Raw genomic sequence first — 25,997 nt, 5'->3', positions numbered from 1 at the left:
GGGCCGCCCCAAGCGAGCTCGCACCGCAGTGCCTACCACGTAGGTTCCATATGAGTGAATACACACGACCCGGCCAGCGGGCCGCCGATGCCTTGCGCCCGGTGCGCATCACCCGTCAGTACACGATGCATGCCGAAGGCTCGGTGCTCATCGAGTTTGGCCACACGCGTGTGCTGTGCACCGCCTCGGTGGAAGAACGGGTACCGCCGCACAAGCGCGGCAGCGGCGAGGGCTGGGTGACGGCCGAATACGGCATGCTGCCGCGCGCCACCCACACCCGCAGCGACCGCGAGGCGGCCAAGGGCAAGCAAAGCGGGCGCACGCAGGAAATCCAGCGACTCATCGGCCGGTCGATGCGCGCGGTGTTCGATCTGAAAGCGCTGGGGGAGCGCACCATCTCGCTTGATTGCGACGTGATTCAGGCCGATGGTGGCACGCGGACCGCCGCCATCACCGGGGCTTTCGTGGCCGCGCACGATGCGGTGTCGACGCTGCTGGCCAGCGGCAAAATTGCGGCCTCCCCGATCAAAGACCATGTGGCTGCGATTTCGGTCGGCATTCTGCAGGGCACGCCACTGCTGGACCTGGAGTACGTGGAAGACTCCGCCTGCGACACGGACATGAACGTGGTGATGACTGGCGCGGGGCACTATGTGGAAGTGCAGGGCACCGCTGAGGGCGCCGCCTTCACCCGCCTCGAGATGGATGCGCTGCTGGCGCTGGCGGAAAGTGGCATTGGCGAACTGGTGCAGATGCAACGCGCTGCGCTTGGCCTGAATGCGGTATGAAACTGGTCCTGGCGTCCAACAACCCAGGCAAACTCGCCGAACTGCAGGCGCTGTTTGCACCCTTGGGCGTGGAGCTGGTGCGCCAGGCAGACCTGCACATCCCAGAAGCGCCTGAACCCCACCGCACTTTCGTCGAGAACGCACTCGCCAAGGCCCGACATGCGGCACGCGTGAGCGGCCTGCCCGCACTGGCCGATGACGCTGGCCTGTGCGTGGAGGCTTTCGGGGGTTTGCCCGGCGTGGACACCGCTTACTACGCCACGCAGTTCGGGTACCCCAAGGGAGATGACCACAACGTGCGCGCCCTTCTGGAACAGATGGCCCAGGTGAGCGACCGCCGTGCTGCGCTGGTGAGCACGCTCGTGGCACTGCGCAGCGCAGACGATCCCGAGCCCCTCGTGGCCACCGGCCGCGCTCCCGGGCTCATCACGCGAGCACCGGTGGGCGAGGGCGGTTTCGGCTTTGATCCGGTGATGTACATCCCTGCTTTCGACAAAACTTTCGCGCAGTTACCCACCGATGTGAAAAACGCCAACAGCCACCGGGGCCGCGCGGCGCAGCGCATGCTGGAGTTGATGCGTGAGCAGTGGTTTGCGCCAGCTGTCGCGCCATGATCCAAGCGAACGACGTCCGCCACTGGATGCGCCCGGGCACATTGCAACTGCAAAGCCTGCCGCCTCTCTCGCTGTACATCCACCTGCCTTGGTGTCTGAAGAAGTGCCCCTACTGCGACTTCAACTCGCACGAATGGAGCGCCACTGCTAGCGCGGGCGAGGCCATGCCCGAACAGCGCTACCTCGACGCCTTGCGTGCGGACCTGGAGGCCTCGCTTCCGTTGGTCTGGGGTCGCACGGTGCACAGCGTTTTCATCGGTGGCGGCACGCCCAGCCTGTTTTCACCCGAGGCGATTGACCGTTTGCTCGGCGACGTGCGCGCGCGCCTGCGGCTGGACGCCGATGCCGAGATCACGCTCGAAGCCAACCCGGGCACCTTTGAGAAAGACCGCTTCCGCGCGTTCCGGCAGGCCGGCGTCACGCGCCTGTCCATCGGTGTGCAGAGCTTCAACGACGGGCACCTGAAAGCCCTGGGCCGTGTGCACGACCGCGCACAGGCGCTGGCGGCGGTGGAGGAGGCGGCGCAGGCCTTCGACACCTTCAACCTCGATCTCATGTATGCGCTGCCCGGGCAGACCCGGGCCGACCTGGAGACGGACGTGCGCACCGCGTTGTCGTTCTCGCCACCGCACCTGTCGGTCTACCACCTCACGCTCGAACCCAACACCTACTTCGCCAAGTACCCGCCCACGCTGCCGCCGGAAGACGAAGCCTGGGCCATGCTCGACCGCATCACCGAGCTCACAGGCGAAGCCGGCCTGCAGCGCTACGAGGTGTCGGCCTACTCGCGAGAAGGCCACCGCTGCGCGCACAACCTGAACTACTGGCAGTTCGGCGATTACCTGGGCATCGGCGCCGGAGCGCACGGCAAACTGAGCTTTGCGCACCGCGTGAGCAGGCCTGTGCGCGTGCGCGAGCCGCGCCTGTACATGGAGCGCGCGCTGGCAGGTGATGCGGTGGCCAGTGCAGAAGAGGTCAAGCGCGCCGAGCTGCCCTTTGAGTTCATGCTCAATGCCCTGCGCCTGCGCGAAGGGTTCGAGCTTCAGCGCTTCATGGAGCGCACCGGGTTGCCGCTGTCCAGCATCGAGCCCGCGCTGAAGCAGGCACTGGAGAAGGGCTTGATCGAGCGCGACGCCGGCCGTGTCTGGCCGACCGAGCGCGGCTTCGATTTCCTCAGCGACCTGCAGGCGCTGTTTCTTCCCTAGCGGGTCTGCACGCTGAAACCCACCCGGGTGGAGCCGCCGCTCGACTCGGCGGCCGGGAAGCCGTCGTGCATGCGCGCGATGGCCGCCACGATGGACAGGCCGAGCCCGTGATGGGGTTTCTCCAGCTCGCAGCGCGAGGTGTCGGCGCGGAAGAAGCGGTCGAACAGGCGCGGCAGGTGTTCCGGCTCGATGGCCGGACCGACGTTCTCGACCCAGAGTCGCACGCTCTCGCTGGACTCGCGCACGATGTGCACGCCCAGCCTGGATCCCTTTTCGGCATACCGGATGGCATTGCCCAGCAGGTTGGAGAGAGCGCGCTTGAACAGGGGTTCGTCCAGCGAAACCTCTGCGTCGCCCTCGATCGCAACACTGAGTTGCTTTTCCTCGAGGGGTGCCTCGTGGAACTCCGCCACCTGCTGCACCAGTTGCGCCATGCTCACCGGCACCCCGCGCCGGGCTTTCACACCGCGGTCCGCCTGCGCCAGAAACAGCATGTCATTGACGATGGCGGCCATGCGGTGCAGCTCCTCCAGATTGGAGTGCAGGGTGTCTTCCAGTTCCGCCACGCCGCGTTCTCTGCTCAGTGCCACCTCGGTCTGGCCGATCAGGTTGGCCAGCGGTGTGCGCAATTCGTGCGCCACGTCGGCATTGAAACCTTCGAGCTGCACATAGGTTCGCTCGACACGGTTCATCAGCCCGTTGAACTGGTCGATCAGAGGCTGCAATTCCTCCACCGGCTCGGCCAGTGTGAGCCGTTGGCCCAGGCGGCGCGCGTCGATGGCCTTGGTCTGTCCCGCCAGATCGAGCAGGGGCCGCAGGCTGCAGCGAACGCGCCAGAAGGTGCCCCAGCCGACCAGCGCTGCGCCGGCGATGACAGAGCCGATCAGCAGCAAAGCCATGCGCCGCGCGGTCTTGGCGTCCTGCGAACAGTCAAGCACCAGTTTCCCCACCAGTGCAGTGCCACCCGAGACCGGCACGGTGAAATCCATGGGTCGCGAGGCCGGGTTGTTGACTTCGAAGGTGGGCGCCGCATCGCGGTAAAGCTCGCTGCCATCCGCACGGTTCATCTGCACGAACGTGCCCGGTCGCCGTTCGGCCAGCCAGGCGAGCTTGGCCTTGATCTCGGCTTCACCACCCTGAGCCTCGGCATCGCGCACCACGTCGACCAGCACGGCGGAGTAGCTTCGCAGTTCTTCCTCGTGCTTGGCCGTGAACAGCATGGTGGTCGCACCATAGATCATCGCCAGCAGCACGCCGAGTCCGATGACGGTCTGAATCGCCAGCAACAGCGAGAGGCGCCGTCCGATGGAATACGCGCAGGGCACCTCGGCGGGCTTGTCGCTCAGCACCGGTGCGGTATCCAGCGCGGTGGTGTTCATGCGCGTTCCTCCAGCACATAGCCCATGCCACGCACGTTGTGCAGCAGCTTCGGCTTGAAAGGATCGTCCATCTTTGAACGCAGGCGGCGCACGGCCACTTCCACCACATTGGTGTCGGAGTCGAAGTTCATGTCCCACACCTGCTCGGCGATGGTGGTGCGCGAAAGAATCTGCCCTTTGCGTCGCGCCAGCAGCGCCAGCAGCGCGAACTCCTTGGCGGTCAGGTCCAGCCGATGTCCCGCCCGCCAGGCCTTGCGGCTGAGCAGGTCCATCTCCAGGTCGCTCACCGCCATGCGGGTGTTGGATGCTGCCTCCGTGGCTGGTGGGCCACGTCGCAGCAACGCGGCCACGCGCGCGAGCAGTTCGGAGAAAGCAAAGGGTTTGACGAGATAGTCGTCTGCCCCGGCCTGCAGGCCGTGCACGCGGTCCTCCACGCGATCGCGCGCTGTGAGCATCAGCACCGGGGTGTTGCGCTTCTCGCGCAGCGCCGCCAGCACACCAAAGCCATCGATACCGGGCAGCATGATGTCGAGCACCACGAGCTGGTAGTCGCCTTCAAGCGCGAGGTAGCGCCCCTCGATGCCATCGCGCGCCACGTCCACGGTGTAGCCGGCCTCGGACAGACCGCGCTTGACGTAGTCCGCCAGCTTGGATTCGTCTTCGATGACCAGCACACGCATGTAGAGGGCCCTTGCAGGGGTGATAGGATCGGCGCCCCTCAGGGCACCACAAGTCCCTGAATTGTCGGGGATTGCCCGGTTTTTCTGGATTACGAATTGGTAATTCTCCTGTTCGGAAAACGACAGACCGGGTTTCTACAGTCTCTCCTGTGCCGAACACAAAGCGGCACGAATCCCCGATCCAACCACCCTCTCACAAGGAAATCATCATGAAGCTCTCTACCCGCATCCTCCTGCCCATCGCCCTGACCGTTGCCGCTGGCGCCTCCTTTGCCGAAGGCCCTATCCAGGGCAATGAAGTCTTCTCCTTCACCTCGCAGGCCAGCCAAGCCGATGTCCGCGGGCAAGCCATTGCCGCTCGCAACGCCGGCCTGATCGCCAACGGCGAGATCACCCCGGTGCAGAAAACCGAAGCCGTGGGCAAGACCCGCGCACAGGTGGCCGCTGAGACCGCTGAAGCCCGTCGCCTGGGCCTGCTGAACATCGGTGAAGAAATGAAATTTGCGACGCCTGCCCAAGCCGAGCAGATTCGCATGGCTGGCCTGCAGGCCAATCAGGTCGCTTCCAAGTAAGCGCCACCGGCAAGGCCGGGCATGACCCAGCAAACCAGACAAAACGGGCCTTTTCAGGCCCGTTGGTCTTTTGTGCGCCTGGCGGAGACGGTGAGATTCGAACTCACGGACGGTTGCCCGTCGGCAGTTTTCAAGACTGCTGGTTTAAACCACTCACCCACGTCTCCGGGTGCGAAAGCAATGGCCGCGATTCTAGCCTGCGAGCTTCAGGCCAGGGCAGGAGCTGCCTCGCGCAGCATGCCGCGCGTCTCGATGAACTTCACCACCTCGTCCACGCCGGAGCGTGTCTTGAGGTTGGTCATGACCCACGGACGGCGCGCGCTGTCGGGACGCATGCGCGCGGTGTCGGCCTTCATCACCTCCAGATCGGCGCCCACGTGCGGGGCGAGGTCGGTCTTGTTGATGACGAAGAGGTCGCTCTTGGTGATGCCGGGGCCACCCTTGCGAGGAATTTTCTCGCCTGCTGCGACGTCGATCACATAGATGGTGAGATCGGAGAGTTCCGGGCTGAAGGTGGCGGCGAGGTTGTCGCCGCCGGATTCGATGAACACCACGTCAGCGTCGGGAAACTGCTCCAGCATGCGGTCGATGGCCTCGAGGTTGATCGAGGCGTCTTCGCGAATGGCGGTGTGCGGGCAGCCACCGGTTTCCACGCCCATGATGCGCTCGGCCGGCAGCGCGCCGCTCACGGTCAGCAGGCGCTGGTCTTCCTTGGTGTAGATGTCGTTGGTGATGGCGACCAGGTCGTAGCGCTCTCGCATCGCCTTGCACAGCATCTCCAGCAGCGTGGTCTTGCCCGAACCGACCGGACCACCGATGCCCACGCGCAGTGGCGGCAGGGATTTGGTGCGGTGAGCGATGTGGTGCAGGGCATTCATCGGTGTCTCCTTGTTGTTGTCACGAGCGGAAAAGGCGAGAGTACTGCGTTTCGTGGCGCGCGGAAAGAATCGCCAGCAGGGGCGTGAAGGCCTGTCGGCGTTCGTCGGGCAAGGCCAGCGCGTGGTCCACCGCGCCGGGAATCTGCTGTGCCATGCGCGCGAGCATGCGCTGACCGGCGCTCTGCCCCAGCGGCACCGATTTGATGGCCGCCTGGACCATGTTTTCCGTCCAGCCGAAGGCATAGCCCAGCAGGCAGTCGCGCAGGCTGGCATCGGCGTGCGCGGCGGCGCAGGCGCAGGCAACGGGGTAGGTGGGCGGGTCCAGGCGCGCAGCCTGCAGTTGCTCGAACACCCCGTTGCCCAGTTCGCCGAGCTGGCGCGACCATTCGAGCAGCGAACGTCCCATCTGTTCGCTCTGCAGACGAAATTCGAGGGTCTCGCGCGTCTGCAACATCCATTGGTTGAGCGCCCGAATGCGCTCGAGGTCGTTGCGCCGCCACGCCGGAATGGCCTGGGCCACCACCGCCAGGTCGGCACGCGCCAGCCCCAGGTGGAGCTGATCGGCGAGCCAGTTCGCGGCGCTCTGCTCGTCGGTGACCAGACCCGCATCCACGGCGGCTTCCAGCCCCTCTGAATAAGAGAAGCCACCGACCGGCAGCGCCGGCGAGGCCAGCCAGAGAATCTGCAGCAGGCCCGCCGCCGAGCGCGCGGGCTCGCCCGCGCCGTCAGCCGTGGTCATGCCCGTGCGTGGGGTGCGCGTGGCCGTGATCGTGGTGATGCCCGTGCCCCTGCGTGGCGCCCTGCGCACCATAGGCGCCACCCTCGGGCTCGAACGGTTCGCGCGCCTCCACCACGGTGAGGTGCATGGCACGCAGCATGTCGGCCAGCACGTGATCGGGTTCGATCTTGAGGTGGTCCGGCCGCAATTCGATCGGTACGTGCCGGTTGCCCAGGTGGTAGGCCGCGCGCATCAGATCGAAGGCCTGGTCCTGTGCGGGGTGGTCGGGGCAGGCGGTGATGCGCATCACCGGCTGCGGAGCGGCCACCACGCGCAGCAGCGAGCCGTCTTGCGTGAGCAGCACATCGCCGCCCCGCACCACGGTGCCGCGTGGCAGGAACACGCCCACGTGGCGCTCGTCGGAGGCGGTGGCGTCAAAGCGGCTTTTCTGGCGCACATCCCAGTCCAGCACCAGTTGCGCAGCGCGCTGCACCAGGGTGGGTGCGAGGCCCTTGCCTTGTGAAATCAGCTTGGAGACTTGAAGCATGGGCCTGGGATTCAAAACAGAAAGTAACGTTGCGCCATGGGCAGCACGGTGGCGGGCTCGCAGGTAAGCAACTGGCCGTCCGCGCGCACGGCGTAGGTCTGCGGGTCGATCTCCATTTTGGGCAGCAGACTGTTGTGCACCATGTCGGCCTTGGTCACGCCGCGGCAGCGCTGCACGGCCACCAGCGGTTTGTGCAGGCCGAAACGCTCGCCCACGCCGGCTGAAAGCCCGGCTTGTGAAACGAAGGTGAGGCTGCTCCTGGCGAGCGCACCGCCGTAGCTGCCAAACATGGGCCGGTAGTGCACGGGCTGGGGAGTGGGAATGGATGCGTTGGGGTCGCCCATGGCGGCCAGCGCGATGCTTCCGCCCTTGAGCACGATGGTGGGCTTCACGCCGAAGAAGGCAGGCTTCCACACCACCAGATCAGCCCATTTGCCCACTTCGAGCGACCCGACCACATGCGAAATGCCGTGCGCGATGGCGGGGTTGATGGTGTATTTGGCGATGTAGCGTTTGACGCGGAAGTTGTCGTTGCGCGGGCCGTCCTCGGGCAGGGTGCCGCGCTGGCTCTTCATCTTGTCGGCCGCCTGCCAGGTGCGGATGATGACCTCACCGACGCGTCCCATGGCCTGGCTGTCGCTGCTCATCATGCTGATGGCGCCCAGGTCGTGAAGGATGTCCTCCGCCGCAATCGTCTCGCGGCGGATGCGGCTTTCGGCAAAGGCCAGGTCTTCAGCGATGCCCGCGTCCAGGTGGTGGCACACCATCAACATGTCGACGTGCTCGTCAAGCGTGTTGACCGTGTAAGGCATGGTGGGGTTGGTGGAGGAGGGCAGGAAGTTGGCTTCCCCCACCACGCGCAGGATGTCGGGGGCGTGGCCTCCACCCGCGCCTTCGGTGTGGAAGGCGCACAGGCTGCGCCCCTTCGTGGCCGCGATGGTGTTTTCCACAAAGCCCGATTCATTCAGCGTGTCGCTGTGGATGGCGACCTGCACATCGGCTTGTTCGGCCACGCTCAGGCAGTTGTCGATGGCCGCCGGCGTGGTGCCCCAGTCTTCATGCAGCTTGAGGCCGATCACGCCGGCGTTGATCTGCTCGTGCAGCGCGGCTGGCAGGCTTGCATTGCCCTTGCCCAGGAAGCCCAGGTTCATTGGCAGGCCATCGGCGGCCTGCAGCATGCGTTCGATGTGCCAGGGTCCAGGCGTGCAGGTGGTGGCGAAGGTGCCAGTGGCGGGACCGGTGCCGCCGCCCAGCATGGTGGTGATGCCGGAGGTGAGGGCCTCGTCCACCTGCTGCGGGCAGATGAAATGGATGTGGCTGTCGATGCCGCCGGCCGTGACGATGTGGCCTTCGCAACTGATGACCTCGGTGCCCGGACCGATGACGATGTCCACTCCGGGCATGGTGTCTGGGTTGCCCGCCTTGCCGATGGCCACGATGCGCCCGCCCTTCAAGCCGATGTCGGCCTTGACGATGCCCCAGTGGTCGACGATGACCGCGTTGGTCATGACCGTGTCCACCGTGCCTTCAGCACGCGTTCTTTGCGATTGCGCCATGCCGTCGCGAATGGTCTTGCCGCCGCCGAACTTCACCTCTTCGCCGTAGCCGCCGGCATTGAGAGTGAAATCTTTTTCGATTTCGATCATGAGACCGGTGTCTGCCAGTCGCAGGCGGTCGCCGACGGTGGGGCCGAACATGTCGGCATAGGCGCTGCGGGAAATGGTGCTCATGGCTGTTTTTGTCCTGCGATGGTGTCGGCATGGGTGGCCGCCTCGTTGCACGATGTGTAAATCCCATACACACAAGGTTGCACGTTGCATCAAACCCTAACGGATGTCGGCGCTGACATGACCTACGATTCAACCGGTCAACTCAGCACGGATCGTGCCAGCCATTGTCCACCGCAAAGCGGGTGCGACGCCGGAATTGCCTCCTTCCCACACTCACAGAACCATCCCCATGCACGACCGCGAGCTTCGCCTGATTTCTTCCTTGCGCTCTGGCGCTGCTGTTCTTGCACTCATGGGTTTGGCGGCCTGCGGTGGCGGTGGTGGAGACGGAGATGGAGGCGGCTCGTCCAGCGCGCCTGGAACGGTTGTCACGCCGGGTACCCCCGGCACGCCAGGCACGCCTGGCGGTCAGGTGACCGTACCGGCAGCGGGCCTGGCTGTGGACACCAGCCAGCCCGACCAGGTGGTGGGCACGGGCACACCGGCCAGTTGTACCGGCCAGGCGGTGGTGAACGCGGTGGCACAAGGCGGAAAGATCCGCTTCAACTGCGGCCCTGATCCGGTCACCATCACCCTGGGCAGCACGGCGAAAGTGTTTAACAACCGGCCTGATGTGACGCTCGACGGTGGAGGGCTGGTCACGCTGAGCGGTGGTGGGGCTCGGCGCATTCTGTATCAGAACACCTGCGATGAGGCGCAGGTGTGGACCACCACGAACTGCGACAACCAGGAAACGCCTCGTCTGACGGTGCAGAACATCCGTTTTACAAACGGAAATTCGACCGGACAACTGACCGACGGCGGAGGCGGGGGCGCAATCTTCGTGCGCGGCGGTCAGTTCAAGATCGTCAACAGCGTGTTCACCAACAACCGTTGCGAATCCACCGGCCCCGACATGGGCGGTGGCGCCGTGCGCGTGCTCGACATCTACCAGGGCCGTCCGGTGTATGTGGTGCAAAGCACCTTCGGCGGCGCAGCGGGCCTGGGCAACAGTTGCTCCAACGGCGGTGCCTTGAGCAGCATCGGCGTCTCGTTCAGCATTTACAACAGCGTCCTCTCGCACAACTTCACGCTCGGCACGGGCGCCAATCCTCAGCGGCCTGGCACCCCTGGCGGTGGCAGTGGTGGGGCGATCTACAACGACGGAAACACCTTCACGCTGGCGATTTATGGCACACAGGTGACCGACAACACCGCAACAGAAGGCGGGAGTGCCGTCATTTATGTGAGCAACAACCTGACAGGCCTCATGACACTGACCGACTCGGTGTTCGCGCGCAACCCGGTGTCTCGTTTTGGTACCAATGGCTTGCCAGGCTTCTTTGTGCTGGCGGCGCCTGGTCAGCCGGTGGTGACGCGCACTACCATCACCAATTGAGCCGGGAGAAGGTGGACGCTCAGCTGAGCGCGCCCTGAACCAGGCCGCGAAAACCGTACACGGTGCGCCCGCCCGCGTAGTCCACCAGCTCCACGGTGCGTTGCTGACCGGGCTCGAAGCGAACAGCGGTGCCGCTGGCGATGTTCAGTCGCATCCCCTTCGCTGCGCTGCGGTCGAAGTCGAGCGCTCCGTTGGTTTCGGCAAAGTGGTAGTGCGAGCCCACCTGAATGGGCCGGTCGGCCGTGTTTTTCACCACCAGAGTGAGCGTGCGGCGACCGGGATTGAGCGTGTGCTCGCCCGCGTCGGTGAAGAGTTCGCCGGGGATCATGCAAAGGTCCTTGGTTCAGCCGGCCAGCAGACCCCAGCCCATGTTGAGCCCCATCAGGGCCACAATGCCGCCGACCACGCCGGGCAGCCAGTGGCCGGCGCGCTTCAAACCCAGGCCCAGGCCGATGCCCACTGCGTGCAGCGCTGCTGTGCCCAGCACCATGCCCGCCAGCGCGGCACCCGTGGCGAGTTCCTGGCCGTGGGCCGCTCCGTGGAACAGCGCGAAGGCGCCCACCAGCACCGCGCCCGTGGTTTCGGGCAGCTTCACCCGCGCCGCCAGCAGCAAACCCACCACCAGCAGGGAGGCAGCGATCATCGGTTCGATGGCCGGAAACGCCACACCCGCCTGCGCCAGCAGCGCGCCGGCCAGCAGCAGGGCAGCGAAGGATATCGGCGCGATCCACAGGCGCCGTGTGGTCATGGCGCTCCACACGCCCACAGCGAGCATGGCGGCCAGGTGATCGAACCCGGTGATGGGGTGCAGGAAGCCGGTGAGCAGGCCTCCATAATCGTGGGCATCGCCCACGTGCGCCGCAGCTGAAAACGACAGGGCGGCAAGCCCGAGGGCGATGAGGTGTCTGTATTTCATGGCAGGGCTCACGGTATGGGTTGGTGCACGGTCACGAGCTTTGTGCCGTCGGGGAAAGTCGCTTCCACCTGGATGTCCGGGATCATTTCGGCGATGCCTTCCATCACGTCGGCGCGGGTGAGCACGTTGCGCCCTTCGCTCATGAGCTGGGCCACGCTCTTGCCGTCGCGCGCGCCCTCCATCACCGCAGCGGTGATCAGCGCAATGGCTTCGGGGTGATTGAGCTTGAGGCCGCGCCCGCGTCGCCGCTCGGCGAGCAAGGCAGCGGTGAAGATCAGCAGCTTGTCTTTTTCTCGGGGCGTGAGTTCCATGGTGGTGCGGGCGTTCTCTTCTGGCTTGCTTGAAGGGGCTGGTCAGCAATTCCCGTGCCCCGGCGCGCTGCGTGGCATGAAAGCTGCACAAACCCCGTGTGAACAACGCCTTGCCCGATTCCCCTGCACTGGACCCGACCGAGCCTGCGGCGCCGCAACGCATCATAAAGGTGCGTCGGGATTACAACAGCTGGGTCGGCAGTGAGACCATGGAAGACTACGCGCTGCGCTACACGCCGCAGCGCTTTCGGAAGTGGTCGGAATGGCGCGTGGCCAATACGGCGTTCGGCGCCGCTTCGTTCCTGATTCTTGAAGCCGTGGGCGCCACGCTGCTGGTGCAATACGGATTTGTGAACGCGGCCCTGGCGATTCTGTGCACCGGCCTCATCATCTTTCTGGCCGGCTTGCCCATCAGCATCTACGCCGCGCGCCACGGCATCGACATGGACCTGCTCACGCGAGGTGCGGGCTTCGGCTACATCGGCTCCACCATCACCTCGCTGATCTACGCCTCGTTCACCTTCATCTTTTTCGCGCTGGAAGCGGCCGTCATGGCCTACGCGCTCGAACTTGCACTGGACATACCGCCCGCCTGGGGCTACCTCATCTGTGCTCTGGTGGTGATTCCACTGGTGACGCATGGCGTCTCGGTCATCAGCCGTTTCCAGGTGTGGACCCAACCCCTGTGGCTGGTGATGATGGTGGTGCCTTTCGTGGCCGTGGCGGTCATGGCACCAGAGACATTCACCAACGTGGTGCGGTACGGGGGCGAGTCTGGTGCGGGCGCGGCCTTCGACTGGCACCTGTTTGGTGCGGCGCTCACCGTGGGCATTGCGCTCATCACGCAGATGGGCGAGCAGGCCGACTACCTTCGATTCATGCCCGCCAAAGAGCCCGGCAAGGCCTGGCGCTGGTGGCTGGGCGTGCTCGCGGGCGGGCCCGGCTGGGTGGTGCTGGGGGTCATCAAGATGCTGGGGGGCGCGCTGCTCGCGTATCTGGCCATCAGCCACATGGTGCCGCCCGAGCGCGCGGTGGACCCGAACCAGATGTACCTGGCGGCCTACGAGTTCGTGTTCTCCGATTACGGCTGGGCGGTGGCGGCCACCGCGCTTTTCGTGGTGGTTTCGCAGCTCAAGATCAACGTCACCAACGCCTATGCCGGCTCGCTCGCCTGGAGCAACTTCTTCTCGCGCATCACCCACAGCCACCCGGGGCGCGTGGTGTGGGTGGTGTTCAACACGCTGATTGCCTTCATGCTGATGGAGATGAACGTGTTTCAGGCGCTGGGCGAGGTGCTGGGCCTGTACTCCAACATCGCCATCGCATGGATCATGGCCGTGGTGGCCGATCTGGTGATCAACAAGCCACTGGGCTGGTCGCCCAAGGGCATCGAGTTCAAGCGCGCTTACCTCTACGACATCAACCCCGTGGGTGTGGGTGCGATGGGGCTGGCATCGGCTCTGTCCATCGTGGCGCACATGGGGCTGCTGGGACCGGGTGCACAGGCGTTTTCGGCGGTGATCGCGATGGTGACCGCGCTGGTGGCGGCACCGGCGATTGCGTGGCTGACGAAGGGGCGGTACTACATTGCGCGGGCGGAAGTGAAAGGTTGCGGGGGGTGCGAACAAGGAGTGCTGGCGCGCCACACGCTCCAGCGGTGTGTCATCTGCGAGCGCGAGTACGAAACACCCGATATGGCGCATTGCCCGGCTTATCAGGGCAACATCTGCTCGCTCTGCTGCACGCTGGATGCCCGTTGTGGCGACCTCTGCAAGCCGCATGCGCGCCTGTCCGAGCAATGGATCGGCGCGCTGCGCCACGTGATGCCGCGCAGCGTGTGGCCGTACCTGGAGGCGGGCCTCGCGCACTACCTGTTGCTCATGATGGTGATCGCGCCGGTTCTCGCAGCGGTGCTGGGCCTGCTCTATCGGCAGGAGGTGGAGGGTCTGAGCCAGGGTCTGGGTGTGGCTGCCAACGTGTCGCTGCTGGACGCTGCTCTGCGCTCGGGCTTCGTGCGCGTTTACGCGGTGCTGCTGCTGATCGCCGCCACCGTGGCCTGGTGGCTGGTGCTGGCGCACAAGAGCCGTGAAGTGGCGCAGGAAGAGTCGAACCGGCAGACGCGGTTGCTGATGCAGGAAATCGAATCGCACCAGCGCACCGACGAAGCGCTGCAGCACGCACGGCACGCGGCCGAGCAGGCCAACCAGGCCAAGACACGCTACATCTCCACCATCAGCCACGAGCTGCGCACGCCACTCAACAGCATCCTGGGCTACGCGCAACTGCTGCAGGAAGACACCGGTATGGCACCGCACCGCGCGCAGGCCATTCGGGTGATCCACCGGGGCGGCGAGCACCTGCTCTCACTGATCGAGGGCACGCTGGACATCGCGCGCATCGAGTCTGGCAAGCTGGCGCTGGATGTGCGGCCCATGGCCTTTGCCGGCGTGATGCAGGAAGTGGCCAGCATGTTCGAGTTGCAGGCCGCTGCCAAAGGCCTGCGCTTCGTTTTCGAGACCGGCGCGCGCCTGCCCGACGCGGTGCGGGCGGACGAAAAGCGCCTGCGCCAGATTCTCATCAACCTGCTCGGCAATGCCGTGAAGTTCACGCGCGCGGGCCAGGTTCGCCTGCGCGTGACGCATGCGCGCGAGATGGCGCAATTCGAGGTGCACGACACCGGGCCGGGCATGAGCGCGCAGGATCTGGAACGCGTGTTCGAGCCGTTCGCGCGTGGGCAGGGCGACGCGGTGGGCTCGGTCACGGGAAGCCCGGGCACGGGCCTCGGCCTCACCATTGCCAAGATGCTGACCGATCTGATGGGTGGCGAAATGACGGTGCGCAGCACGCCCGGGCAGGGGACCGTGTTCACCGTGCGCCTCTTCCTGCCCGAGCTGCATGGCGTGGTGTTGCCCGGCCCGCAGGCGGTGGCGCAGTTTGCCGGCTACAGCGGCGAACGGCAGCGCGTGCTGGTGGTGGACAACGAAGAGGCCGACCGCGAGCTGCTCTCGCGCTGGCTGGCGCCGCTGGGTTTTGAAGTGATGCTGGCCACCAGCGGGCTCGATGCGCTGGCGCTGCTCGACGGCCTGCAACCCGGCGCACCGGGAGCGCCGCACGCGATCTTCATGGACCTGGCCATGCCGGGCATCGACGGCTGGGAAACGCTTCGCCGCTTGCGTGCGCGCGGCTGGGGCAGTGTGCCGCTGGCCATCGTGTCGGCCAATGCTTTTGACAAAGGACTGGACAACGAGCTGGGCCACAAGCCGCAAGATTTTTTCGTCAAGCCGGTGCGGCGGGACGACCTGCTCCACTGGCTCGGCCAGCGCCTGGCGCTGGCCTGGATTTCGGAAGCGGTGCCCGATCAGCCGGCGGCATCGCTGTCCATCGCTGCGCCCGCCAGCCGCGCCGAACTCGCACCCCTGCTCGAACTGGTGCGCCTGGGCTACTACAAGGGCATCGTGCAGTGGCTCGACGAATGGGTGCAGCGTCGCCCCGAGCAGGCCGCATTCGCCCAGAGCCTGCGCACACTGGCGCGAGAATTCCGCTTCGAGACCATCGAGCAGCAGCTGCTGCAACACCATGCCGCACCCGGTTGAACCCCACGCCCGCTCCGCAGGCCTCGCGCCCGCGCCGCTGCAACTCACCGACTCGCTGGTGGTGCTGATCGTCGACGACGTGCCCGACAACGTGGCGCCGCTGCACGACGCGCTCGATGAAGCCGGCTACACCGTGCTGGTGGCGCTGGATGGCGAGAGCGCCATCCGCCGCGCCACCCAGGCCCTGCCCGACGTGGTGCTGCTCGACGCCGTGATGCCCGGTATTGACGGCTTCGAGGTGGCGCGCCAGCTCAAGGCGCAGCCGGCCACGGCGCACATCCCCATCATCTTCATGACCGGCCTCACCGACACCGAGCACCTCGTGGCCGCGCTCGATGCCGGTGGTGCCGACTACGTGACCAAGCCGATCAAGCCGCGCGAGGTGATGGCGCGCATGGGCGTGCACCTGCGCACCGCACGCCACGTGCGCCAGGGCGCGGTGGAACGCAGCCAGGCGCGCAACGCGCTCGACGCCTTCGGCTACGCCACCATCACCGTGCGCGAGCGAGACGGCCGACTGATGTGGCAAACCCCGCTGGCGCGCGACCTGCTGCGCAACTACTGCGGCACCGAAGCACCGGCCACGCCACCCGCCGTGCTGCAGTGGCTGCGCCGGCACCTCGGCGAGGCGCTCGATCAGCGCGAGCCGCCGCGCCTCACGCTGGAGAACGGCCCAAGACGACTCACCTTCCGCCTGCACCAGCGCGTGGGCGACCAGGACGGTGAAGGCGCCGGCGAAGAGGGCGCAGAGGAAGGCGGCGACTGGCTCATCGTGATGCAGGAAACATCAGACGCGAGCGTGCTCTCCAGCCTGGCCGGTTCCTTCGGCCTCACCGCGCGCGAGGCCGAGGTGTTGTACTGGGTGGTCAAAGGCAAGATCAACCGCGACATCGGCGACATCCTGGGGGCGAGCCCAGCCACAGTGAAGAAGCACCTGGAACGCATCTACGCCAAGCTGGGGGTGGAGACGCGAACGGCGGCGGCGGCGATGGCGATTAACAGGGTGCCCTTGTTGCAGCCGCAGCATGGGGGGTGAGAGGACACGAGTTGGGCTATTTGTGTGGGCGGTATTTGAGTGTGTGTTCCAGCGCGCTCAACTCGGCATCGTCTCGCTGGTCTGCCTGCATGGCCTCTTGCTTTTTCCGGCGCAGATCAAAGTCCAGATACAGCGCTTGCGTGCTGCTCTCCATTTGTGCATGGCTGACTTTGCCTGCATGGTTGAGCACTGGAAAGCCATTGCTTTCGATGATTTGGTCCACGTTCTGACGCCAGAAGCTCGTGCGAATTTCCTGGCGATTCTTGGTGCGCAGCTCTGCGGTTTCCAGGAAGATGATCACCAGCCGGTTCAGGGTATCGATTTCGTCCGCAGTCAGGTAATTCTTGGCGACCAAGATGTCTTGCTTGCGCACCTGGTCGCCTTTCCAGTGCAGCAAGCCAAAGTGCGGGTCGGCGGGGTCGGCTCGTTCCGAGATAAGTTCGGCTGCGGTCTTTTGGGTCACAGCGAACAGCAACTGGTTTTGTACCGTGGCAAAAAACGTCTGCGTGTTCTGGTCGGTCTTGTCGTAGTCACTGCTCAGTGACAACAGGTCGCGCACTTTTTGGTAGAAGCGCTTTTCCGAGGCCCGTATGTCCCGGATTCGTGCCAGCATCTCATCGAAGTAATCCGGGCGATCATCCGGGTTCTTCAGTCGCTCGTCGTCCATCACGAAGCCCTTGATCAGGTACTCCTTGAGTGCTGTGGACGCCCAGCGGCGGAACTGCACGCCACGCGGCGAACGCACCCGGTAGCCGACGGCGAGAATGGCATCCAGGTTGTACAGGGTGAGTGGGCGTTGAACCTCTCTGGATCCCTCGGTTTGAACTACCGAGGATTCCTCGGTAGTTGCCTCGCGGCTTAGTTCGCCGTCTTCAAAGACGTTTTTGAGATGCAGGCCTACGTTGTCTGTGCTTACGTCAAACAGCTGGGCCATTTCCCGCTGAGAAAGCCAGACGGTCTGGTCCTTGTTTCGCAGCTTGATCTGGCTGCGCCCGTCTTCTGTGGTGTAGAGGATCAGGTCGTTCATGTTTTGCGGAAAAGGGTTCAAGGGCAGCTCGAGGCGAATGTCGACGCGTCAACGAAGTTCTCGGCACAAAGGTTCCTTGAGATTGTGACGGTTTGCCCTACGACGCCAAACCAACTCCGGCACCGCCCCGCCACCCACGTACGCCACCCGGCGTACATACACCGACAGCCCCTCTCCCTAGCATCCAGTTGTCCGCTGTGCCACGTCCGAAGAGGGCAGCCGGCGGCGCCAATACCCACCCCTTCACGGGACCACCGGAACACTGGAGAAGCGCATGTCGAACCCCACCCGAAACGCCCGCCGTTTTACCCTCAAGACCCTCTCGGCCGCCGCCATGGTGGCCACGCTGGGCGGCCTGTCCGCCTTGCCAGCCCACGCACAGAGCACCATCAAGGTCGGTGTGCTGCACAGTCTGTCGGGCACCATGGCCATCTCGGAAACCGTGCTCAAGGACACGGTGCTCATGGCCATCGATGAGATCAACGCCAAGGGTGGTTTGCTGGGCAAGAAGCTGGAGCCCGTGGTGGTTGACCCCGCGTCCAACTGGCCGCTGTTCGCCGAAAAAACCAAGCAGCTGCTGACGCAGGACAAGGTCGCCGTGGTCTTCGGCTGCTGGACGTCGGTGTCGCGCAAGTCGGTTCTGCCGGTGGTGGAAGAGGCCAACGGCCTGCTGTTCTATCCCGTGCAGTACGAAGGCGAAGAGCTGAGCAAGAACGTGTTCTATACCGGCGCCGCGCCCAACCAGCAGGCCATTCCCGCCGTGGAGTACCTGATGAGCAAGGACGGCGGCAGCGCCAAGCGCTGGGTGCTGCTGGGCACCGACTATGTGTACCCCCGCACGACCAACAAGATTCTTCGCGCGTTCCTCAAGGCCAAGGGCGTGAAGGAAGAAGACATCATGGAGGAGTACACCCCGTTCGGTCACTCCGATTACCAGACCATCATCGCCAACATCAAGAAGTTCGCCTCCGCGGGCAAGAAGACGGCGGTGGTCTCCACCATCAACGGCGACTCCAACGTGCCGTTCTACAAGGAACTCGGCAACGCCGGTCTTTCCGCGAAAGACGTGCCCGTGGTGGCGTTCTCGGTGGGTGAGGAAGAACTGCGTGGCGTGGACACCAAGCCGCTGGTGGGTCACCTGGCCGCCTGGAACTACTTCATGAGCATCAAGAGCCCGGCCAACACCGAGTTCACCAAGAAGTGGGCTGCGTACGCCAAGGCCAAGAACATCCCCGGCCACAAGGACAAGCCGCTGACCAACGACCCGATGGAAGCGACCTACATCGGCATCAACATGTGGGCCCAGGCTGTCACCAAGGCCAAGTCCACCGAAACCGACAAGGTGATCGCCGCGATGGCGGGCCAGACCTTCAAGGCGCCGGGTGGCTTCACCAGCACCATGGACAAGGAAAACCACCACCTGCACAAGCCGGTGTTCATCGGCGAGATCAAGGCAGATGGCCAGTTCAACGTGGTGTGGAAGACGCCGGGCCCGGTGGTGGCCGATCCGTGGAGCGACTACATCGCCGAGAACAAAGGCAAGAAGAACGTGCCTGAAATGAAGAAGTGATGTGATGCAGATGGCACCGGCATCCATGGGCATGCCGGTGTCCGTGAATCGTGCTGTTCCGCTGGGCGCGTGCCTGGCGGAACACCTTGAATCCCCGACCTGAAAGACGGACCCCATGCGTCCCACCCCCATTCTCTGGCTGATGCGCCTGCTGCTGGCTCTGTGCCTGGCCGTTGGCGCGCCGGCTCATGCGCTTACACCAGCCGACGCGCTGGCGGTGGTCGATGGCGACACCGATACCCGCATCGACACCCTGAACCGCCTCGCTGCCGAACCGGACGAGAAGGCCTCCGCCCTGATCAAGGCCATGTCCGAAGAAGCCGTGCGCGTGCAGGGCGAGCGCGTGCTGCTGGTCGATGGCGACGGTGCTATCGACGCCGTGAACGGCGAGAAGCTCGCCACGCTGCCCGAAGACGCCAGCGACATCATGATCAACAACCGCCTGCGCAGCGCAATGGAAACTGCGCTGGCCGGCATGGAACTGGTAGGCGCACCGCCCGAGCGCCAGCGCGAAGCGGCGCGCACCTTGCAGCGCACCGCCTTTGAAGAACCCGACACCAGCCAGCTGGCGCTGATCGACAAGGCATTGGCCGGCGAGCTCGATGCCCGCGCGCGGCAGACGCTGGAACTGGCGCGTGCGGCCGTTTTGCTGGCCAGCGAAGACCCGGCCGAGCGGCTCTCTGCCGCGCAGAAGCTCGGCGAGGCCAAGCAGCCCATCGTGCGGCCGCTGCTGCTGGCGCAAATGGACAAGGAGGAAGACGCGAAGGTGAAGGCGGCGCTGAAGGCATCGCTCTCCAGCCTGGACACGACGCTGGCCATTGGCAGCGCGCTCGCGCAAGCGTTCACCGGCATCAGTCTTGGCTCCATCCTGCTGCTGGCCGCCTTGGGCCTGGCCATCACCTACGGGCTCATGGGCGTGATCAACATGGCCCACGGCGAGCTGATCATGATCGGCGCCTACGCCACATGGCTGGTGCAGACCTTCTTCCGCCAGTCGCTGCCAGAGTATTTCGACTGGTACCTGCTGGTCGCCATGCCCGTGGCGTTCCTTGCGTCTGCTCTCGTGGGTGCGGCCATGGAGCGATCGGTGATCCGCTTCCTTTACGGCCGGCCACTGGAGACGCTGCTGGCCACCTGGGGCATCAGCCTGGTGCTGATGCAGGCGGTGCGCAGCCTGTTCGGCGCGCAGAACGTGGGCGTGGAAAACCCCTCGTGGATGAGTGGCGGCATCACGCTGCTGGGCAACCTCAACCTGCCCTGGAACCGCATCATCATCATCGGCTTCGCGCTCGCCGTGTTGGTGGGCGTTGCGCTGTTGATCGGCAAGACGCGGCTCGGCCTCTTCGTGCGCGGCGTCACGCAGAACCGCCCCATTGCCGCGTGCATGGGCGTGAACACCGCTCGCATCGACACCTACGCCTTCGCACTGGGCTCGGGCATTGCCGGGCTGGCCGGCTGCGCGCTCAGCCAGATCGGCAATGTGGGCCCCGACCTGGGGCAGAACTACATCGTCGACTCCTTCATGGTGGTGGTGCTCGGTGGCGTGGGTCAGCTCGCGGGCACGGTGTACGCCGCGCTCGGACTGGGCCTGCTGAACAAGTTCATCGAGGGCTGGGCCGGCGCCGTGCTGGCCAAGATCGCGGTGCTGGTGTTCATCATCGTGTTCATTCAAAAGAGACCCCAGGGCATCTTTGCCATGAAAGGACGTGAGGCATGAGCGCCCCGGTTTCACTGCCTGCTGCAGGTCCGCTGCTCACCCGCGCCGGCTGGAGCGCCTTTGTGGTCGCCTTGCTGGTGGTGTGCGCCCTGGCACCGCTGCTTAACTTGTTCGTGCCCGCAGGCAGCGCCTTTCACCTGAGCGACTACATGCTGGGCCTGATCGGCAAGATCATGTGCTACGCCATCTGCGCGCTGGCGATGGATCTGATCTGGGGCTACACCGGCATCCTCAGCCTGGGCCATGGCCTGTTCTTCGCACTCGGGGGCTACGTGATGGGCATGTACCTCATGCGCCAGATTGGCACCGATGGCAACTACAAGAGCGAGCTGCCCGACTTCATGGTGTTCCTCGACTGGAAGGAACTGCCGTGGCACTGGGCGTTGAGCGACAGCTTCATCGCCACGCTGCTGCTGATCGTGCTCGTGCCCGGCGTGGTGGCGTTCGTGTTCGGCTACTTCGCCTTCCGCTCGCGCATCAAGGGTGTGTACTTCTCCATCATCACGCAAGCACTCACTTTTGCCGCGCTGCTGCTCTTCTTCCGCAACGAGACCGGCTTCGGTGGCAACAACGGCTTCACCGACTTCAAGCGCATCCTGGGCATGCCGCTCGCCACACCGGGCATGCGCATGACCTTGTTCGTGCTGACTGGCCTTACCTTGCTGGGTTTCTACCTGTTTGCGCGCTGGCTGGTCAACAGCAAGTTTGGCCGCGTGCTGCAGGCGGTGCGCGATGCCGAGAGCCGCGTCATGTTCTGCGGCTACAACCCGCTGCCTTACAAGCTCACCATCTGGACCATCTCGGCGGTGATGTGCGGCGTGGCCGGCGCGTTGTATGTGCCTCAGGTCGGCATCATCAACCCCGGCGAGATGAGCACGGCCAACAGCATCGAGATCGCGATCTGGGCAGCGGTGGGTGGCCGCGCCACGCTGGTGGGGCCGATCATCGGCGCCTTCATCGTCAACGGTGCCAAGAGCTGGCTCACCGTGAGCTTCCCGGAGTACTGGCTGTATTTCCTGGGCGCGCTGTTCATCGTAGTGACGCTGTTCATGCCGCAAGGTGTCGTGGGGCTGGTGAAGAAACTTCGTGGCGGCAAGGGAGAACGCGCATGACGCCCGATCTGATGGAAGAGGGCGCGCGGCGCCTGGAGAAGCTCGGTGCGCAGGCGCCCGGCGGCAACACCGAATCGGGCGGCCGCGCCGCAGGCTTCTCGCGCCTGGTCACGCCCGGCGAGGTGGACACCACGCACGGTCGAATCCTTTATCTGGAAGGTGTCAACGTGAGCTTCGATGGCTTCAAGGCCATCAACAACCTCTCGCTGGACATCGCGCCGGGTGAACTGCGTTGCATCATCGGCCCCAACGGCGCCGGCAAGACCACGATGATGGACATCATCACCGGCAAGACCCGCCCCGACTCCGGTCATGTTTTCTTTGGAAGCACCATCGATCTTCTGCGTTACCGGGAAGCCGAGATAGCGTCCATGGGCATCGGCCGCAAGTTCCAGAAGCCCACGGTGTTCGAGCACCTCAGCGTGTTCGAGAACCTCGAGCTCGCCCTGGCCACCGACAAGCGCGTGCGCCGCTCAATGGTGTTCAAACTCACCGGTGAAGAGAAAGACCGTCTCGGCGAAGTGCTGCAGACCATTCACCTCGCCGACAGCGCCGCTCGCCTGGCCGGCAACCTCAGCCACGGGCAGAAGCAGTGGCTGGAGATCGGCATGCTGTTGATGCAGGACCCCAAGCTGCTGCTGCTGGACGAACCCGTGGCCGGCATGACCGATGAAGAAACCGAGCGCACGGCACAACTCTTCCTCACGCTCAAGGGCAAGCATTCGCTGATGGTGGTGGAGCACGACATGAGCTTCATCCGAACGATTTCGGAGAAGGTCACGGTGTTGTGCGATGGGGCGGTGCTGGCTGAGGGGACGCTGGATCAGGTGCAGGCCGACGAACGCGTGATCGAAGTGTATTTAGGCCGATGAGGACATCGTTATGAGCCTGCTCGAAGTCAAAGACATCAACCAGTACTACGGTGGCAGCCACATTCTGCGCAACGTGAGCCTCACCGCCGAGCTCGGTCAGGTCACGGTGGTGCTGGGGCGCAACGGCGTGGGCAAGACGACGCTGCTCAAGTCGCTCATGGGGCTGGTGCCCATCAAGAGCGGGAGCATCACGCTGGATGGCGAGTCGATCGCTGGCACCACGCCTTACGAGCGCGCGCGCCGGGGGGTGGGTTTTGTGCCGCAGGGGCGCGAGATTTTCGGCCGGCTCACGGTGCACGAGAACCTGCAGATGGGCCTGGCCACCAAGAAGGGCGGGACGCCGATACCGGCGGAGCTGTACGAGCTGTTTCCCGTGCTCAAGCAGATGCTTGGCCGGCGTGGCGGGGACCTCTCCGGCGGGCAGCAGCAACAGCTGGCGATTGCGCGCGCGCTGGCGGCGGGGCCAAAGCTGCTGATCCTGGACGAGCCCACCGAAGGCATCCAGCCGAACATCATCAAGGACATCGGCAAAGTCATCCGCATGCTGGCCGATCGCGGCAACATGGCCATCGTGCTGGTGGAGCAGTACTACGACTTTGCCGAGGCGCTGGCAGACCGTTATCTGGTAATGGAGCGCGGCGAGGTGATCGCTTCTGGGCCGGGCAGCGAGATGGCCGAGAAGGGCGTGCGCCAGCTGGTCGCGATCTGATCAGGCGGGCTGGGCCGCGTCCAGAAGACCTTCCCGGTGGACCGGTTTGTAGCCTGCAGGCAGCGACACCGCACCGGGTTCGGACGCGCCTGCGGTCTGCTCACCCAGGCGGGCCATGCGGGCATCGGTGTGAAAGAGCTGCCGCAGGGCTTCGGCCCGTTCGTGCAGTGCGGGGTAGCCGCTCATGCGTTCGCTGTAGCGCTGCAGCACCTGGTGCGCCGATTCGATGAGTTTCGCGTTGCCGGTGCGCTCGCCAGCGTCTAGCAATTGCTCCACTGTGCCTTGCGGGTCTCCCTTCAGGCTGAGCTTCATGGCGTCCTGTGTGATGCGCAAGACCTCGGCATGGCCGGCGCGGATGCGCTCGGCGTGGTCGGCTGTGCCCGTGGCGGCGCAGGCCAGCAGTTCGGTCATGGCGCGGTTTGTGCAGAAGCGCAGCGCCATCGTATCCACCGCGGCTTCAGCCTCGTACAGCGGCAGTGAGCGCGCCACCAGCCGGTTCATGAGTGTCAGCAGGTTGCAGGCCGATTCAAAGTCGAAAGCGGGCGCGAGCACGTCGTTGGCCAGCCGGCGCACATCGTCCTGGGCCCGCGCGGTCTGCTGTTGTTGCAGTGCCAGCAGGCTCTCGGCCATGTTGAGCAGCCGGTGCGGTCGCGCCGGGTCGTGGCTGCGGTCGCGAAGGCGCGTGAGTTGCTCCACGATGCGCTGCAGGCCGCGCTGATCGTTGTTGTCCAGCCGGGCAAAGGCCAGCAGCATCAGCGCCTGCGGGTCGAACATCTTGGAGTCCAGGCCCAGCCGAGTCGCGCGGTCGAGCAGTTCCACGCCTTCGCCTTTCTCGCCGGTGTAGTAAGCCAGCATGCCGTGTTTGAGCAGGCGGCTGATGGAGCCCGGCGTGAGGCGCGTGGCCATCTGGTAGGTGGACAAGGCGTTCTGGAAGTTGCCCAGTTCGAACTGCGCGCGGCCCATCACGTCGTAGGCATCGGCGTAGGCGTCGTCGTCGCGAATCAGGCTCTCCAGCGTGGTGGTGGCCTTGGCGGGCTGGCCGCTCTCCAGTTGAGCGCGCGCCACGCCCAGGCGGGCCCAGGGCAGGGTCTTGGCTTCGATCACGGTTTCAAACAACGTCTGCGCCTCGGCCAGGCGGCCCAGGCGAAGCAGCAACTCGGCGCCGATGCGCGCGGCGTAGAGCCAGTAGGTCTCACGGGCCTCGAAGCGCTGCTGGCACAAGGTGGCGGCGTGGTCAAAGTTCTGCGCGTCGATGGCCGAGAAGATGGAGCGCAGCGCACGCTTGCGTTCGCGCGCCTGCAGGATGCGGTCGGCCAGGCGCGCGGCGGTGTGGGGTTTGAGCAGGTAGGCGTCCAGCGCGGATTCGGCCGCCTCGGCCACCTTGCTGTAGGAGGCTTCGGCCGTGATCATCACGAACACGGTGTGGAAAGGCAGCAACTGGTTGCGACGCAGGTCGTCCAGCAGATCCTGGCCGGAGCCGGACTCGCGTTCAAAACGCTGTTCGCAAATGACGACGTCGAAACTGCTTGCTTCCAGCTTGCGCCGCGCGTCCACCAGTCGGGAGCATTGGGCTACCGTACCCAATCCCAGCTCGCGCAGTTGAGCGATCAGGATGGAGCGCGACTGGAGGTTGCCTTCGATGACGAGGGCACTGGCGTCGTGAAGGCTGCTGGAGGCGGCGGGCATGGCGGGAAAACAAAAAGAAACGGACGCGGAGAGGCCTTCTGCACCGATTGTGTGCCGTGCACCCTTGCGGAAAAACTCGAAAGAGCAGGGTAAAAACTGCGCTGTTCCGGGTTGCCTTATACGTGCCAGATCCGGGGCGGCACGCTTGCCAGGCCCCAGGCATGGGCGCGCAGCGCGGCCCAGACGCGCTGGAACAGCGCCATCAGCGGCTCCACCAGCGGCGCCACGGCGCGCAGCACCAGCATCTGCGGGTTGGGGCAGGTGGCACCGGCCTGGATGCCGTGCGGCTGAGCCTCTAGCACGCCGCGAACCACCTCCAGCAGCAGCTCGCGCCGATCGCGGGTGAGCGCCGTGCCGCAGGCCAGCCAGAGCGTGCCCAGGCAGCGCTGCCCGCCCAGCCCCAGCGGAGAGGTCAGCAGGCGGGTGTCGGCCGCGTCGATGCGCGCCTGCTCCAGCCAGAGGCCCGGTACCTCCAGCCGCTGCGTGAGGCTGCCGCGCTCGAAGGGCTGGCCGGCGGTGGGCAAGCCCAGCGCGCACACATCCCACCCCAGCCATTCCGCGCCCGGCGCCAGCGTGGCGGTAAGCGTGTTGTGCGCATCGCAGCCGGAGTAAGCGATGGTTTCCAGCGGCAACCATTCCAGCCGGGCGCCTTCCTCGAGCGAAAGCGCAATCTGCTGCGTGGCGCGGGGTCCGTCTGTGCGATAGAAGCGGGTGGCGCCAGGCGTGGAGATCAGCGCGTGCGTGTCCACGCCGGCGTTCACGCGCACATCGAGCAAGTCGCCACCGACCAGACCGCCCGGCGGGTGGATCACCACGTTGTGGCAGATGCGCTCGCCCTCGGGGTACAGGCTTTTCAGGATGCGCAACGGCCCGGTGTGTTCATGCCGTAGCACCGTGCGTTCGCTTTCGCGGCGGTAGTTCAGATCGAGACGGGCGTGCCAGGGCATGCGGGCGAGTTT

The 25,997-nt window shown here is 65.1% G+C and carries 23 protein-coding genes, 1 tRNA gene and 1 pseudogene; 12 read left to right on the top strand and 13 right to left on the bottom strand.

Features of this window, described 5'->3' with window-relative positions:
• The first annotated feature begins 50 nt into the window (after positions 1–50).
• The 3 genes from rph to hemW are packed head-to-tail and all read left to right on the top strand — an operon-like array spanning position 51 to position 2,607.
• Positions 51–788 (top strand): ribonuclease PH, encoded by a 738-nt coding sequence (gene rph / locus CAP37_RS13790; protein WP_086124689.1) that lies wholly within the window; start codon positions 51–53, stop codon positions 786–788.
• Positions 785–1,402, top strand: a complete 618-nt coding sequence (rdgB, locus tag CAP37_RS13785) for an RdgB/HAM1 family non-canonical purine NTP pyrophosphatase (protein WP_086124688.1) — start codon at positions 785–787, stop codon at positions 1,400–1,402. The genes rph and rdgB overlap by 4 nt, the downstream gene beginning before the upstream one ends.
• Positions 1,399–2,607, top strand: a complete 1,209-nt coding sequence (gene hemW / locus CAP37_RS13780; RefSeq protein WP_086124687.1) for a radical SAM family heme chaperone HemW — start codon at positions 1,399–1,401, stop codon at positions 2,605–2,607. The genes rdgB and hemW overlap by 4 nt, the downstream gene beginning before the upstream one ends.
• On the opposite strand, the gene CAP37_RS13775 is transcribed toward hemW, so the two are convergent.
• Together CAP37_RS13775 and CAP37_RS13770 are read right to left on the bottom strand one after the other, a co-directional pair.
• Positions 2,604–3,986 carry a heavy metal sensor histidine kinase gene (locus CAP37_RS13775; protein ID WP_086124686.1) on the bottom strand — a complete coding sequence of 461 codons (1,383 nt, stop codon included), beginning with the start codon at positions 3,984–3,986 and terminating at the stop codon, positions 2,604–2,606. The genes hemW and CAP37_RS13775 overlap by 4 nt on opposite strands.
• On the bottom strand, positions 3,983–4,666 hold the full coding sequence (locus tag CAP37_RS13770; protein ID WP_086124685.1) for a heavy metal response regulator transcription factor: 684 nt from the start codon (positions 4,664–4,666) through the stop codon (positions 3,983–3,985). Before CAP37_RS13770 ends, CAP37_RS13775 begins: the two co-directional genes overlap by 4 nt.
• Before the next feature lie 209 nt (positions 4,667–4,875).
• Here CAP37_RS13770 and CAP37_RS13765 point away from each other — a divergent pair, with 209 nt between their 5' ends.
• Positions 4,876–5,238 (top strand): DUF4148 domain-containing protein, encoded by a 363-nt coding sequence (locus CAP37_RS13765; RefSeq protein WP_086124684.1) that lies wholly within the window; start codon positions 4,876–4,878, stop codon positions 5,236–5,238.
• A gap of 79 nt (positions 5,239–5,317) precedes the next feature.
• Here CAP37_RS13765 and CAP37_RS13760 read toward each other — a convergent pair.
• The 5 genes and pseudogenes from CAP37_RS13760 to ureC all read right to left on the bottom strand — a co-directional run bounded on the left by CAP37_RS13760 (position 5,318) and on the right by ureC (position 9,111).
• A tRNA-Ser gene (locus CAP37_RS13760) sits at positions 5,318–5,405 on the bottom strand.
• A 39-nt stretch (positions 5,406–5,444) separates the two neighbouring features.
• Entirely contained in the window at positions 5,445–6,116 is a 672-nt protein-coding gene (gene ureG / locus CAP37_RS13755) for an urease accessory protein UreG (RefSeq protein ID WP_086124683.1), read from the bottom strand.
• A gap of 19 nt (positions 6,117–6,135) precedes the next feature.
• The gene (locus CAP37_RS13750) at positions 6,136–6,855 is read right to left on the bottom strand and encodes an urease accessory protein UreF (RefSeq protein ID WP_086124682.1); all 720 of its coding nucleotides are present in this window, start codon (positions 6,853–6,855) and stop codon (positions 6,136–6,138) included.
• A pseudogene (ureE, locus tag CAP37_RS13745) lies at positions 6,845–7,381 on the bottom strand (urease accessory protein UreE); the annotation flags it as partial. The pseudogene ureE and the gene CAP37_RS13750, both read right to left, overlap by 11 nt.
• 11 nt (positions 7,382–7,392) lie before the next feature.
• Positions 7,393–9,111, bottom strand: a complete 1,719-nt coding sequence (ureC, locus tag CAP37_RS13740) for an urease subunit alpha (RefSeq protein ID WP_086124680.1) — start codon at positions 9,109–9,111, stop codon at positions 7,393–7,395.
• Positions 9,112–9,340: 229 nt separating this feature from the next.
• Here ureC and CAP37_RS13735 point away from each other — a divergent pair, with 229 nt between their 5' ends.
• Positions 9,341–10,489: a hypothetical protein gene (locus CAP37_RS13735; RefSeq protein WP_218776854.1), complete on the top strand. Its 1,149-nt coding sequence runs from the start codon at positions 9,341–9,343 to the stop codon at positions 10,487–10,489.
• Positions 10,490–10,508: 19 nt separating this feature from the next.
• On the opposite strand, the gene CAP37_RS13730 is transcribed toward CAP37_RS13735, so the two are convergent.
• From CAP37_RS13730 to CAP37_RS13720, 3 genes are read right to left on the bottom strand one after another with little or no spacing between them, the layout of a single operon-like run.
• On the bottom strand, positions 10,509–10,817 hold the full coding sequence (locus CAP37_RS13730) for an urease subunit beta (RefSeq protein ID WP_086124679.1): 309 nt from the start codon (positions 10,815–10,817) through the stop codon (positions 10,509–10,511).
• Between the two features lie 15 nt (positions 10,818–10,832).
• On the bottom strand, positions 10,833–11,405 hold the full coding sequence (locus tag CAP37_RS13725; protein WP_086124678.1) for a HupE/UreJ family protein: 573 nt from the start codon (positions 11,403–11,405) through the stop codon (positions 10,833–10,835).
• Between the two features lie 8 nt (positions 11,406–11,413).
• Positions 11,414–11,716 carry an urease subunit gamma gene (locus tag CAP37_RS13720; protein ID WP_086124677.1) on the bottom strand — a complete coding sequence of 101 codons (303 nt, stop codon included), beginning with the start codon at positions 11,714–11,716 and terminating at the stop codon, positions 11,414–11,416.
• Positions 11,717–11,826: 110 nt separating this feature from the next.
• Between CAP37_RS13720 and CAP37_RS13715 the strand changes: the two genes are divergently transcribed.
• Both CAP37_RS13715 and CAP37_RS13710 read left to right on the top strand, forming a co-directional pair.
• Positions 11,827–15,309: an ATP-binding protein gene (locus CAP37_RS13715; protein ID WP_373271082.1), complete on the top strand. Its 3,483-nt coding sequence runs from the start codon at positions 11,827–11,829 to the stop codon at positions 15,307–15,309.
• Positions 15,293–16,345: a response regulator transcription factor gene (locus CAP37_RS13710; RefSeq protein ID WP_086124676.1), complete on the top strand. Its 1,053-nt coding sequence runs from the start codon at positions 15,293–15,295 to the stop codon at positions 16,343–16,345. Before CAP37_RS13715 ends, CAP37_RS13710 begins: the two co-directional genes overlap by 17 nt.
• 16 nt (positions 16,346–16,361) lie before the next feature.
• Here the strand turns inward: CAP37_RS13710 and CAP37_RS13705 are convergent, their stop codons facing one another.
• Positions 16,362–17,372 carry a virulence RhuM family protein gene (locus CAP37_RS13705; RefSeq protein WP_086124675.1) on the bottom strand — a complete coding sequence of 337 codons (1,011 nt, stop codon included), beginning with the start codon at positions 17,370–17,372 and terminating at the stop codon, positions 16,362–16,364.
• 274 nt (positions 17,373–17,646) lie between these two features.
• On the opposite strand from CAP37_RS13705, the gene urtA reads away from it, so the two are divergent.
• The 5 genes from urtA (at position 17,647) to urtE (ending at position 23,352) form a co-directional block, all read left to right on the top strand.
• Complete coding sequence (gene urtA, locus CAP37_RS13700) at positions 17,647–18,942, top strand: urea ABC transporter substrate-binding protein (protein WP_086124674.1); 1,296 nt, start codon at positions 17,647–17,649, stop codon at positions 18,940–18,942.
• Between the two features lie 115 nt (positions 18,943–19,057).
• The gene (urtB, locus tag CAP37_RS13695; protein ID WP_373271081.1) at positions 19,058–20,659 is read left to right on the top strand and encodes an urea ABC transporter permease subunit UrtB; all 1,602 of its coding nucleotides are present in this window, start codon (positions 19,058–19,060) and stop codon (positions 20,657–20,659) included.
• The gene (gene urtC / locus CAP37_RS13690) at positions 20,656–21,771 is read left to right on the top strand and encodes an urea ABC transporter permease subunit UrtC (RefSeq protein WP_086124673.1); all 1,116 of its coding nucleotides are present in this window, start codon (positions 20,656–20,658) and stop codon (positions 21,769–21,771) included. Before urtB ends, urtC begins: the two co-directional genes overlap by 4 nt.
• Entirely contained in the window at positions 21,768–22,643 is an 876-nt protein-coding gene (urtD, locus tag CAP37_RS13685; protein ID WP_086124672.1) for an urea ABC transporter ATP-binding protein UrtD, read from the top strand. Before urtC ends, urtD begins: the two co-directional genes overlap by 4 nt.
• Before the next feature lie 16 nt (positions 22,644–22,659).
• Positions 22,660–23,352, top strand: coding sequence for an urea ABC transporter ATP-binding subunit UrtE (gene urtE, locus CAP37_RS13680; protein WP_086124997.1), 693 nt, complete (start codon positions 22,660–22,662; stop codon positions 23,350–23,352).
• Here urtE and CAP37_RS13675 read toward each other — a convergent pair whose 3' ends face one another.
• On the bottom strand, positions 23,353–25,038 hold the full coding sequence (locus CAP37_RS13675) for a response regulator (protein ID WP_086124671.1): 1,686 nt from the start codon (positions 25,036–25,038) through the stop codon (positions 23,353–23,355).
• 116 nt (positions 25,039–25,154) lie between these two features.
• Positions 25,155–25,985 (bottom strand): urease accessory protein UreD, encoded by an 831-nt coding sequence (locus CAP37_RS13670; RefSeq protein WP_086124670.1) that lies wholly within the window; start codon positions 25,983–25,985, stop codon positions 25,155–25,157.
• Positions 25,986–25,997 lie beyond the last annotated feature (12 nt).

The organism is Hydrogenophaga sp. IBVHS1 (genome assembly GCF_002127265.1).
Taxonomy (GTDB): domain Bacteria; phylum Pseudomonadota; class Gammaproteobacteria; order Burkholderiales; family Burkholderiaceae_C; genus Hydrogenophaga.
This window is presented reverse-complemented; position numbering and strand designations above follow the sequence as displayed.